The sequence below is a fragment of the Pseudodesulfovibrio halophilus DSM 5663 genome, from assembly GCF_059568665.1.
The window spans coordinates 111,161-123,405 of the sequence record NZ_JCANTV010000011.1 but is presented as its reverse complement, the minus strand read 5'-3'; the positions used below and the strand labels follow the sequence as shown (position 1 = coordinate 123,405).

Annotated in this window: 7 protein-coding genes; 4 read left to right on the top strand and 3 right to left on the bottom strand. The window is 61.6% G+C overall.

Annotated elements, in window-relative coordinates; all coding sequences use genetic code 11:
• Window positions 1-55: 55 nt before the first annotated feature.
• Window positions 56-2,029, top strand: coding sequence for a monovalent cation:proton antiporter family protein (locus tag BR24_RS09490; protein WP_496541253.1), 1,974 nt, complete (start codon window positions 56-58; stop codon window positions 2,027-2,029).
• On the opposite strand, the gene BR24_RS09485 is transcribed toward BR24_RS09490, so the two are convergent.
• The 3 genes from BR24_RS09485 to BR24_RS09475 all read right to left on the bottom strand — a co-directional run bounded on the left by BR24_RS09485 (window position 2,026) and on the right by BR24_RS09475 (window position 6,859).
• Window positions 2,026-3,165, bottom strand: a complete 1,140-nt coding sequence (locus BR24_RS09485) for a pyridoxal-phosphate-dependent aminotransferase family protein (protein WP_496541252.1) — start codon at window positions 3,163-3,165, stop codon at window positions 2,026-2,028. The two genes, BR24_RS09490 and BR24_RS09485, sit on opposite strands and share 4 nt — an antisense overlap.
• A 71-nt stretch (window positions 3,166-3,236) precedes the next feature.
• Window positions 3,237-6,008 (bottom strand): PAS domain-containing hybrid sensor histidine kinase/response regulator, encoded by a 2,772-nt coding sequence (locus BR24_RS09480; RefSeq protein WP_496541251.1) that lies wholly within the window; start codon window positions 6,006-6,008, stop codon window positions 3,237-3,239.
• Window positions 6,009-6,157: 149 nt separating this feature from the next.
• Window positions 6,158-6,859 (bottom strand): sulfotransferase family 2 domain-containing protein, encoded by a 702-nt coding sequence (locus BR24_RS09475; RefSeq protein ID WP_496541250.1) that lies wholly within the window; start codon window positions 6,857-6,859, stop codon window positions 6,158-6,160.
• 388 nt (window positions 6,860-7,247) lie between these two features.
• Here BR24_RS09475 and BR24_RS09470 point away from each other — a divergent pair, with 388 nt between their 5' ends.
• Genes BR24_RS09470 through mltG form a run of 3 tightly spaced genes read left to right on the top strand, consistent with a single transcriptional unit; the run spans window position 7,248 to window position 12,230 of the window.
• Window positions 7,248-10,769, top strand: coding sequence for an FAD-binding and (Fe-S)-binding domain-containing protein (locus tag BR24_RS09470; RefSeq protein WP_496541249.1), 3,522 nt, complete (start codon window positions 7,248-7,250; stop codon window positions 10,767-10,769).
• 4 nt (window positions 10,770-10,773) lie between these two features.
• The gene (gene ruvX, locus BR24_RS09465; RefSeq protein ID WP_496541248.1) at window positions 10,774-11,184 is read left to right on the top strand and encodes a Holliday junction resolvase RuvX; all 411 of its coding nucleotides are present in this window, start codon (window positions 10,774-10,776) and stop codon (window positions 11,182-11,184) included.
• A complete protein-coding gene (mltG, locus tag BR24_RS09460; protein WP_496541247.1) occupies window positions 11,163-12,230 on the top strand; it encodes an endolytic transglycosylase MltG in 1,068 nt (355 codons plus the stop codon). The genes ruvX and mltG overlap by 22 nt, the downstream gene beginning before the upstream one ends.
• Window positions 12,231-12,245 lie beyond the last annotated feature (15 nt).

Genomic DNA, 12,245 nt, shown 5'->3' with positions numbered 1-12,245 from the left:
CTATCCTTGCACGAAGAACCATACCCGGAAACCGAACCGACCACGGAGAAGCCCCATGGGCATCGCAGCAGATCTCATCATAATCATCCTCGCCTCACTGATATGCGCCTTCGCCGCCAAGAAACTCCAGCAGCCGCTGATCATCGGATACATCATCGCCGGTCTCATCGTGGGACCGAACACGGGCGGCATCACCGTTGGCAACGCACATGAGATAGAACTGTTGGCGGAGATCGGCGTGGCCCTGCTGCTGTTCGTGCTGGGCATCGAATTTTCCCTGAGCGAACTCAAGCCCGTACGGCTCGTATCCCTCGTGGGCGGGCCGATACAGATCATCCTCACGGCGATTTTCGGCTTCGGCGTGGGCAAGCTCTTCGGCCTGCCCACCAACGCCTGCATGTGGCTCGGCGCCTTCTTTTCGCTCTCAAGCACCATGGTGGCGCTCAAGACCATGGAAAATCAGCGGGTTCTCGGCACGCTCTCCAGCAGGGTCATGATCGGCATGCTCATCGTGCAAGACTTCGCGCTGGTGCCGCTGATCATCATTCTGCCCGAGATCGGGGACCTCGGCGCGGGAATGTCCCGGCTCGGCTGGGCGGTACTCAAGTCCGCCGCGTTCCTGACGGTCATGATCTTCCTCGGCCGCACCGCAATCCCATGGCTCATGCGCCGCATCGCACGCTGGAACTCCCGCGAGATGTTCCTGCTCTCCACCTGCGCCATCGGGCTCGGCATCGGCTACGCCACCCATCTGGCCGGGCTGTCCTTCGCCCTCGGCGCGTTCATGGCGGGCCTGCTCCTGAGCGAGTCCGACTACGCGCATCAGGTCATGAGCAATATCCTGCCCCTGCGCGACATCTTCGGGCTGCTGTTCTTCGCTTCGGCGGGCATGCTGCTGGACCCGGCGGTCATCATGTCCAACCCCGGCAAGATCGCCCTGATCACCCTGCTGCTCTTCCTCGGCAAGGGGTTGATATTCTTCGGCGTGACACGGGCTTTCGGCTACCGGAACATCGTGCCGCTGGCCACGGCGCTGACCATGTGGCAGGTGGGTGAGCTTTCCTTCCTGCTGGCCCGGGCCGGCCTTTCCGCAGGCGCGCTCAGTCAGGCCGACTTCGCGCTGTTCATGGCTTCCGCGGTTGTCAGCATGATCCTGACGCCGCTTGCATCGCGTCTGTCGGCGCCGCTCTACAGCCTGCGCAAACGCTTCACGTCCGCGCCGCCCTATGAAAGCATCAACATCCAGAAGGCCCGACTCGACGGGCACGTCGCCATCATCGGCGGCGGCACCATCGGACGCGCCGCCGCCGAGATTCTCAGGCGGTTCGGCAAGCCGTACCTTGTGGCCGAGAACAACTTCCGGCGCGTTGAGCGCCTGAAAAAGGACGGTCATCCTGTCATATACGGGGACGCCACCATCGACGTGGTGCTGGAAGCCATGCATCTCGACCGGGCCAGCGTGGCGCTCATCACCACTCCGGCGCACATGGTTTCACGGACGCAGGCGCAGATGGTCCGCCGCATGGCCCCGGACGTGGCGCTCATCGCCCGCGCCGAAGACGCCTCGAACCTGCGCGATCTTTCCAGCATGGGAGTCAATGTGGTGGTGCAGCCCAGCTTCGAGGCCGGGCTGGAGTTCGTCAGGCAGACGCTGTCACGGCTCGATGTGCCCACCTCTGAGATCAACAACTTCACGGAGCGCGTCCACCGCGACCTCTACGAACCCCTGCGCGAGGACTGCACCAGCGAGGACTTCGGCCGCATCGTGAGACACGGCGGCAGCATTCTGGAGCTGTTGTGGGTGGATATCCCCATCGACTCGCCGCTCGTGGGCAAAACCATCGAGGAGGCGGAAATCCGCAAGCGCACCGGAGCGAGCGTGGTCGCCGTCATGCGCATCGAAGGACTGGTGACCAACCCCGATCCGGACGAGAAACTGCTGACCGGCGACATGATCGCCATCATCGGCAGGCAGTCGGAGTTCCGCAAATTCGGCGCCCTCTACGGGACCGAAATGACCAGACCCTAGAGCGTGGCCAACTGTTCGCCGAGCACCTCAAAATACTCCGAGAGCATTTCCGGCGTGATGTCGCCCATGTGCCCGATGCGAAACATGACGGCCCGCCCCTCTTGCTCCAGCCGGCCATTGAGCTTTCCGTAGCCGGGATCGAAGAGGTAGCCGAGCTCGCGCATGCGTTCCTTGAGAACGGACTTGAGCCTGTCTGCGGTGACATGACGGGGGCAGCGCACCGTGGTCAGCGTGGGCGAGCGGAACCCTTCCTGCGCGAACAGGTCGAAACCGTCCAGTCCTTCCACGAAGGAATGGGCCATTTCGCGCATCTTCGCATGACGGGCAAAGCGCTCCTGCACCCCTTCGGTGTTGACTATATAGTCGAGCTGCACGGCCATCTGATTAAGCAGCGCGGTATTTGGCGTGGTCAGGGCCTGCCCGAGGGCGGCCTTGTCGAGCTGCTTGAGGATGTCCGTGGAGTGCCCTTTGTTGCTGACTGTGGCGGCCTTCTCCGCGGCCTCGGGGCTCACGAAACCGATTCCGAAACCGGCCGGGAGAGCGAGGGACTTCTGGGTGGCGGTGCAGTAGATGGCCGGACGGGCCTCGGCAAGTCGCAGGTCGGCCCCGCCGAAGATGGATACACCGTCCACAAGCGGCATGGCGCCCTTGTCGCGGACCACCTTGCACAAGGTGACGATGTCGTTCTCCACCCCGGTGCTGGTCTCGTTGTGCGTCAGCGTGACCACGGAGGCTCCATGCTCGTCGATCGCCGCGGCGAGCTTCTCGGGATTCACGGCGCGTCCGGGCTCGAAGGCCAGCTTCACGGCCTTTTTGCCGTTGGCGAGCGCGATGTTGTAATACAGGTCGCCAAAAGCGCCCACGGTGACGTTGAGCAGGGTTTCGTCATCCGCCACGAGGGAGCGGATGGAGGCCTCCATGCATGTCGAGCCGGAGCCGTTTATCAGAAATGTCCGATAGCCCTCCGGGAGCTGCGCCAGACGCGCCAGCCCGTCGAAGATGGGGCCGGAGCGCTTGTCGTTCTCCTTGTCGCGGTGCCCGAATTCGGGCAGGGACGCGGCTTCGCGGATTTCCGGACGGATATGTGTCGGACCGGTGATGAAAAGCTTCAGGGCGGCAAAATCGTCGGCAATCATGGCAACTCCCACCGTTGGTTTTCGAAAGGCGGCAATCTACATCCGCCAGCCGTGGAAGTCCAGAGCCCGTGCTACCCATCGACTCCGGCGAAACGGGCAATCTCTTGGAGAAGCGCCTCCATTTCAACGGGTTTGGCAATATATCCATCCATCCCCGCCTCCATGAATCTGGCCCTGTCCCCTTTCATGGCGTGAGCCGTCAGCGCAACGATGGGCGTGCCCGCCGCCCATGCGAACCGCTCTTCGTTACGGATGATGCGGGTCGCTTCCAGACCATCCATCACGGGCATCTGCACGTCCATGAGGATCAGGTCGAACCGGGACGTTTCCAGAGCCTCCAGCGCCTCGCGCCCGTTGGCTGCGGTGCTCACAATGAACCCTTCCTTCTCTAGCAGGCGGCAGATGCCGAGCCGGTTCACCCTTTCATCCTCCACCACGAGCACACGCGCGTCGCGCCCTATGGCGGAAAAGGTCCGCTCATTCAGGTCGGCACGCCGCGGCGATGCTTCGGAAACGCCCATGACAACCTCCACGCAGAAGGCCGCTCCTTTGCCCGGCGAACTTTCCAGCGCGATTTTTCCGTCCATGAGGTCCACAATGCGCTTGACGATCTGCAGTCCAAGCCCCGCCCCCTGATACGGACGGGAAAAGGAGGACTCCACCTGCGTGAAACTTTCGAAAATGTACCTTTGCTTGTCCTCGGGTATGCCGATGCCCGTATCCTTGACGCACACCTCCAGCCGCGCGCTCTCCTTGTCGCGATGCAGCAGAGAGACGCTCAGATTGACGCTCCCCTCTTCAGTAAACTTGATGGCGTTGCCCACGAGGTTGAAGACAACCTGCCGCAGGCGTACCGGATCCCCGCGCAGGACCGAGGGTATGGAGGGATCGACGCTCACGACAAAGTCTAGCCCCTTGTCATCGACGACGTGATTGAACACCTTGCCCACGCTGCCGATGATACTGTTGAGGTCGAAATGCTCCTCGCGCAGGCTCATGCGCCCGGCTTCCGCCATGGAGAGGTCCAGGATGTCGCTGAGCAAATCGGTGAGACTTCGGCTGGAGTCAAGGGCGATGCGGACGTACTCCCGCTGCTCCCTGTCGATGTCGGTGGTTCCCAGCAGCTGGAGCATACCCATGATGCCATTGATGGGCGTCCGTATCTCGTGGCTCATGTTCGCGAGAAACTCGGACTTGCTCTGGTTGGCCGTTTCGGCCATCTCCTTGGCCTCCAACAGCTCGGCCTCGACTTTCTTGCGGGAGTCTATGTCGATGTGCGTTCCGACCATGCGGGTCGAGTGACCGTTCTCGCAAGTCTCCACCACGCGGCCACGGCCCAGAATCCACTTCCAGCCGCCGTCCTTGGTGCGTGCCCGAAATTCTATGCTGAACGGCTTTCCTCCACTCAGGTGCCGGTTCACTTCGGCGACGGCAATTTCAGCGTCGTCGGGATGCAGCAGGCTTTTCCACGACTCGAAGCTGGCAGGAAACTCGCCGGGTTCGTAACCGAGCATGGTATAATATCGGTTGCTGAAATACAGCTCGCCGGTGGCAATATTCCAATCCCACAGCCCGTCGGAGACCGCATCCAACGCCAGCGAGAGACGCTCTTCGCTTTTGGCGAGGCTGCGCATGGTTTCGATACGCTCGGTCACATCGTCGAAAATCGCCACGGTCTCGCCGTTGTCGAGCTTGTAAATGTAATTCTCCCGCCAGCCCTCACGGTTTTCATCCATGTAATAAAACGGCGGCAGATATTCTGCCTCGCCCGTTCTGTCGACCCGGCTCAAGGCGTCGAAAAAGATGACCTGGCGCATATTGGGAAAGGCTTCGGTCAGCCTGCGTCCAATAATATCCTCGCTGGAAACTCGCGTGATTCTCTCGGCGGCGGGGTTGAAATCCTTGATGATGAAATCACCGCTCCCATCGGATTCGTAAACGGCAACGCCGCTGCTCATATTCCGGACCATGGTCTTGTAGCGCGCCTCCATCTCCCGTCGCTGACGGCGCATCTCCCGAACCTCGGTCTGGTCGCGGACCACTCCCATGCTGCCGATGTAATCCCCCTGCTCATCGAACCGTCCGCAACCGGAAGTGACCAGATTCCGCAGGTTTCCCTTGAGTGACCGGACTGTCACCTCGTAACGGGTCTTGTGATTCTGCCTGTGAAGTTCTTCATTCTGCTCAAGGATGTCCAGGCTCTGTTCCTCGACGAAATCCGCATAACAGCAGCCCTGAATTTCCTCCGGAGTGCCTTCCAGTATCTCGGCAAGAGCCGGGTTCACGTAGACGATGCGCTCCTCTTCGTCGCCGAGGGTGATGCCGTCCTGAACAGACTCCACCAGTTCCCGATACATTTTCTCGCTTTCGGCAAGCGCCTGCTGCGTCTTTATGCGGTCGGAAATGTCCGAAAAGATGGTCGCGAAACAACCGGGCTCCGGCGAGTAGGCGCGCACCTCGAAATACCTGTCGAACTCCTGAGAGTAGTTCACGAACTCTTCGGGCTCTCCGGTCAGTGTCACTCTGCCGTACCGTTCGATCCACTCCGCCTCGGTCGCGGGAAGCACCTCCAGCACCCTCTCGCCGAGCACGTCACTTCGCGAAAGGCCCGTAAGTTCCTCGAACAGCGGGTTCACTTCCAGAAAGCGATAATCGACCGGCTGCCCCTCGTCGTCGAGGATGATCTCGTGCAGGGCAAAGGCGGAGGTGAGGTTATCGAACAGGTCGCGGTAACGCTTCTCGCTGCGCCTGATTTCAGCGACGTCTCTCTTTTTCAGGAGTCGGCAGAGCAGGAAGGCGATCAGACTCAGAACGACTGCCCCGAAAACAATGTATATCATCATGAAGCCGGGCTCCCTTGTTTACACCAATGTCACGGCCGCGTGCGCACTGGGTCGGACCGTCCTTGCGCAGGGTACCTTCATCAGCGTGCAAACCAATTATAAAAGAATAAGGTGGGTTGTATCGGCTCGCCTCTTCCGCTCGGAGCAAATCAACGACCGCGGCGCCCCAGAAAGAGGGTCATTGCAAAATCAAACAGGTCAAGGTCGTAAAGATTATGCAGCTCGATGCGTTCAAGCAGCTCTGCGGGCAGCTCGTCGAGCCGCTTGCGCCGCGCATTGGCGTTCATCACTCTGGCCTCCTCGGCCAACACCACTCCCAGCCGCTGCGCGATACGGCGACAGGACTCGTCGTAGTGCTCCACCAGACCGAAGGAGAAATGACGGAGCAGGTTGCCCTTGGCCGTGTCCAGATCGGCCTGCGTGGCGGGGACGGAGTAATCTCTCGGCGCTCCCATTGACGCAAGAATCTTGGTCTGGAGGTTGTCCACCATCAGGTGACGCAACGGGTCCAGCGCGAGCGTGTCCTCCAGGTCGATATCCATGGACCGGTACTCTCCTTCGCGGAAACAGTATTCGGAGACGTAGCGGTCCACCGGCTCCCGAAGGAACGTGACATTGGCGGCACGGGGGCGGGCTTGAAGCAGGCGTTTCCAGCGCCCGAAGTCACCGCTGGGGTGCGCACTCCAGACTTTCGGGCGTTGCCCGCCCAGCTCTTCAGCGAACGCGTCCTCGTCGATGTGCCGAAAAAGAACCGGCCTGCCGCCGACGCTCTCGGCCAGACGATTGTAAAACGACGTCCCCGCCGCCTTGGGAATGTGAAAGAAGATGATGTCCTGAGTGAGAGCGCTCATTTTTCCTTTTTTCCATCGAGATTACCGGATTATTCGCCGACGGGCGATGAATTCGAGTCTGGGGCAATTCCATGAACATTGTCAAAGCAAAGCTGTCGCCCGCCCTGAACGCGCGCCCTCCACATCACTTCCGCCCCCTTCGAGCACCCGTTTCGATTTGCGTAATGCCGACCAACAAAACTGCTGTTTCGCGCACTGGCAGCCACCTGCGCGGCGACATGCGAAACCACCGGAGCACCGGACGGCTTTTCCCATCGAAAAGCGCGGCCCGCGGGGGGTTCGCGGACTTCCGGGGGTTGCCAACCGGCCATCCGGTGCCTATAGTTCCCCTCTTCTTCGACCGTCAATCAACCGCGCCGTTTCGCGCAAGGAAAAGGTTGAATCATACATGGCACACACTGGCCCTCATATTTCCATATCGGATGAACAGCTCTTCAGCCGCGTTTTCGGCATGGTGGACATGGAACAGGTCGCCGAATGGCCCGAGTCCGTCCGCAAGCTGGCTTCTGAACTGGCCGCCGAGCTCTTCATGGTTCGCTACAATCCCTTCGTGGACCCGGAACTGGTCCGCAAGAGCGTGGAGCGCCGACTGAACATGTCGCGCCCCCTCATGTCCGGGGAATACCCCAAGATTCTCTCCGCGGGCATCCGTGAATTCTGGCGTTCCTTCGACGCCGACACAGCTTTTAGAGGCGAACTCGTCCAGCGGCTGCGCGGTTTCATGGATCGCGGCGGCATCGGCGACGACCCGCTGCATCTCGTGCAGTCCTGCACCGACGCCACCGACCTGCGCATGGAGCTGCCCATGCTCGTGCTCTATCCGGAGACCGAAGAGCAGATCAGGCGTATCGTCAAGCTCGCCGACGAGATGGGCTTTTCCGTCATTCCGCGCGGCGGCGGCACCGGCCTGACCGGCGGCGCCATTCCCACCGCCAACAGGAGCGTGGTGCTCTCGCTGGCCCGCTTCAAGAAGGTTCTGGACGTGAACCCCGACGAGCGGACCATCTCCGTCCAGACCGGCGTGATCACGCTCACCGCCATCAAGGCCGCGGCCGAACAGGACCTGCTGCTCACCGTGGACCCGGCGTCCAAGGCAGGTTCGAGCATAGGCGGCAATCTCTCGGAGAACGCGGGCGGCCCTTTCGCCTTCGAATACGGCACCACCATCGACAACATCCTGAGCTACCGCATGGTCACGCCCAAAGGCGAGATCATCACTGTTGTCCGACGGGATCACCCGCGCCACAAGGTTTTTGAGGACGGCAGCGCCACCTTCGACGTATACGACGAATCCGGCAAGCACGTGGATACCGTGACCCTGAGCGGCCGCGACATCCGCTCCCCCGGTCTCGGCAAGGACGTCTCCAACAAATATCTCGGCGGTCTGCCGGGCGTTCAGAAGGAAGGCGTGGACGGCATTTTCACCGAAGCCACCCTCATCTGCCACCCGAGGCCGAAGCACTCGCGTGTGCTCTGTCTCGAATTCTACGGCCGCTCCATGCGCAACGCCATGTACGTCATCAAGGACGTGGTGGGGCTTCGCGACACCATCCGTGACGAGGGCGACCTGGTGAAGATCTCCGCGCTGGAGGAATTCGGCACCAAATACGTGCAGGCCATCGAATACAAGCCCAAGACATCCAAGTACGAGGGCGAGCCAATCTCGGTCATCATCATGCAGCTCGACTCGGACCACGAGGACGCGCTGGATCAGGCCGTGGAGACCGTGGTTTCGCTCGCCGACAATTACGACGGCGTGGACATCTTCGCCGCGCGCGACGCCAGAGAGGGCGAACTCTTCTGGGAGGATCGCCACAAGCTCTCGGCCATCTCGCGCCGTACCTCGGGCTTCAAGATCAACGAGGACATCGTCATTCCGCTGGAGGTCATCCCCGACTTCTCCGATTTCCTCGAGAACCTGAACCTCGAATATCTCGGCCGCATTTACCGCCGTACGCTTTACAAGGTGCGTGACCTGCCCGGCGTGGATCAGAACGACGCCGACCTCGACGAAGGTCTGGAACGCGGCAAGGCCATCATGCGCGGCGACGTCACCTTCGCGGACATCTCCGATCAGGAGCAGGAGTCCCAGTGCCGGTACCTGTTCGCCAAATTGCGCGACCGCTACCCCAAGCTGGACAACGACATCAAGGCCCTGTGGGACGAGTTGCAGGCCAAGCGCGTGATCATCGCCAACCACATGCACGCGGGCGATGGCAACTGCCACGTCAACCTGCCCGTGAACTCCAACGACCCGGAAATGCTTCGGGAAGCGCACCGTGCCGCAGGACAGGTCTTCGAAAAGGTCCTTGAACTGGACGGCGTGGTCTCTGGGGAGCATGGTATCGGCATCACCAAGATCGACTATCTCGACGACGAGAAGATTCGTGCGCTGGCCGCCTACAAGCATCAGGTTGACCCGCGAAACATCTTCAACCCCGGCAAGCTGACGCGTCGCGAGCTGCCCAGCGAACCGTTCACCTTCTCCTTCAACCGCCTCATCCAGGACCTGGACATGACCGCGCTGAAGGACAAGGAAGACCTCATGAACCTGCTCAAGGACATCCAGACCTGCACCCGCTGCGGCAAATGCAAGCAGGTCTGCCCCATGTTCCATCCCCAGAGCGGGCTCATGCACCATCCGCGCAACAAGAACATCGGGCTCGGTGCGCTCATCGAGTCCATATATTACGACCAGATTCAGACGGGCCAGCCCGCCCCGCACCTGCTCGACAAGCTGCGCGAGCTCATGGAGCACTGCACGGCCTGCGGCAAGTGTCAGGCCGTCTGCCCGGTGAAGATCGACTCTGCCGGCGCCGCCCTGCGCATGCGCGCGTTCCTCGACTACAAGGGGCGCAGCGGCCATCCGGTCAAGAAGGTCGTGCTGGAGCGCATCGCTGACGAGCCGGCCCGCAGGCTGCCCAAGGTCGCCAAGGCCCTTTCGCTGGGCCAGACCATGCAGAGCAAGGCCGTAGGACTGCTCCCGGCGCACTGGCGCAGGCGGTTCAAGAACCCGGCCATCGCGTCCCCCACGCCGCACATGGACTTCCGCAACATCTTCGAGACGCTGGAGCTGGACAAGGGCTTCGTGCTGAAGGCTCCGGGCGCAAAACGCGACGACACCGTGCTCTACTTTCCGGGTTGCGGTGCGGCGCTGTTCTCGCACGACATCGGCATGGCCACGGTCTACCTGCTGCTCAAGGCGGGCGTGAACGTGGTGCTGCCCGACAAGCACATGTGCTGCGGCTACCCGCTGCTCGCCAGCGGCTGCGAGGAAGCCTACAAGACCAACCGCCACCGCAACGGCAAGGCCATGCTCGACCTGCTTGTGGCAACGGGCAAGGCCGGGCTCAAGGCCACCACCCTGCTCACGGCCTGCGGGACCTGCCGCGAGTCGCTGGAGAGTCATGACTTCTCCGGAGATCTGGTGGAACCCATGCGCCACTTGGATGCGGTGCAGTTCCTCTCCGAACGGCTGGAAGGCGTGAACTGCGAAGGCGACGCCATCTACCACGCGGCCTGTCATGCCGAATGGGTGGACGTCCCCAAGGCCAAGGCTCCCGAGATGTATCGCTCCGCGCTGGAGGAGCTGACCGGCGCACGGACCGCACTTTCCCCCGGCTGCTGCGGAGAATCCGGTCTCGGAGCGCTCTCCAGCCCCGCCATCTACAACCGCATCCGCGACCGCAAGAAGAATCAGCTGCGCGAAGACGCGGGCAACAACAAAAGCCTGCCCGTCGTGGTCGGTTGCCCGTCCTGCAAGGTGGGCATCAGCCGCTGCCTTGCCGAAAACCGTCAGGGCAACCCGGTGCTGCACACCGTGGAATACCTCGCGCGCTGCGTGGGCGGCCCCAAGTGGAAGCGGGAACTCAAGCAGATAATGAACCGCGTGGAACGCAGGGGAGCATAGATCCTTGCGCGTTCTCGCCATAGACTTCGGCCTTAAGCGGGTGGGGCTCGCCCTGAGCGACCCCACCGGCATGCTGGCCTCGCCGTACAAGACCATTGAGCGCACCACCCGCGACGCGCTCTTTGACGAACTGCTGGAAATCATACAAAAGGAGTCTGTTGAAACCGTGGTGGTCGGTCTTCCCCTTTCGCTCGACGGGGAGGATACCCTGACCACCCGGCAGGCCCGGAACTTTGCCGACAGCCTCGCGCGGCGCATCGAACAGCCGATTCACCTCGTTGATGAACGGCTCTCCTCGGCGGAAGCCGAACAGGAGTTGCGCAGCGCGGGCCTGAAACGCAAGAAGAAAAAAATGGCACTCGACCAGCAGGCCGCAACCGTCATCCTTCGCACATGGCTCGAAAGCGCAATCTAGCAATACTCTTCCTTCTGGCCGGAATCGTCGCGTTCGGCGCGTCCGGCTATTTCTGGGCCATGGCCTGGCTGGACCACCAGTTCCGCACCGTGCCGCCCGAAACACCGGGGCACGAAGTGGTCTTTACGGTGGAGAAAGGCTCCCCGTTCCTCGTGGTCGCCCGCGACCTGCGCTCGAAAGACCTCATCACCGACGTGAACCGCTTCTGGGCCCTCGCCCGCGAAAAAGGCACGGTCAACGATGTCCGGGCAGGAAAGTTCCGGCTGAACACGGGCTGGCGCCCCGACCGGGTGCTGGAAGTGCTGACCACCACCCCGGGCATCATGGTCAAGGTCTCGGTGCGTGAAGGGCTGACGTGGTGGCAGACCGCCGAGGTCGTCGCCGAGTCCGGTGTCTGCACCGAGGAAGAATTCGCCGCCGCCGCGCAGGATCCGCAACTGCTGAAGGAGTTCGGCATCAAGACGGAAACCGCAGAGGGCTTCCTCTTTCCGGAGACCTATCTGCTGACACCGCCAGAATCGGACAAGGGCCGCTACATGGTCCGCACCATGCTCAGGCAGTTCTTTGCCGAGGCGGAAAAGGTCTGGCCTGACGGTTTGCCGGACTGGGAGAAACTGAAGAAGCTCGTGGTGCTGGCCTCGCTGGTTGAAAAGGAAACCGGCGACGTAACCGAGCGAGAACGCATCGCAGGTGTTTTCGCCAACCGCCTGAAGCGGCGCATGCTGATTCAGGCCGACCCCACCATCATTTACGGCCTCGGCCCTTCCTTCGACGGCAACATCCGCAAGAAGCACCTCAAGGACCCGGGCAATCCGTACAACACATACGTGCATCCGGGCCTGCCGCCCGGTCCAATCTGCTCGCCGGGGCTGGACTCCCTCAAGGCGGCCGTACATCCCGAAGACCACAGATTCCTGTACTTCGTAGCCAAGGGCGACGGGTCCCACCATTTCAGCAAGTCCCTGCGCGAACACAACAATGCCGTGATAAAATACCAGATACGGCGCAACAGGGATACTTACCGCTCCACGAAGAGCGCAGAATAATTGCGCCGAGAGTGG

Coding starts and splice junctions, on each gene's coding strand:
- BR24_RS09490 (WP_496541253.1), top strand. CDS start 56: ATGGGCATCGCAGCAGATCTCATCATAATCATCCTCGCCTCACTGATA.
- BR24_RS09480 (WP_496541251.1), bottom strand. CDS start 6,008: ATGATGATATACATTGTTTTCGGGGCAGTCGTTCTGAGTCTGATCGCC.
- BR24_RS09470 (WP_496541249.1), top strand. CDS start 7,248: ATGGCACACACTGGCCCTCATATTTCCATATCGGATGAACAGCTCTTC.
- mltG (WP_496541247.1), top strand. CDS start 11,163: ATGGCTCGAAAGCGCAATCTAGCAATACTCTTCCTTCTGGCCGGAATC.
- BR24_RS09485 (WP_496541252.1), bottom strand. CDS start 3,165: ATGATTGCCGACGATTTTGCCGCCCTGAAGCTTTTCATCACCGGTCCG.
- BR24_RS09475 (WP_496541250.1), bottom strand. CDS start 6,859: ATGAGCGCTCTCACTCAGGACATCATCTTCTTTCACATTCCCAAGGCG.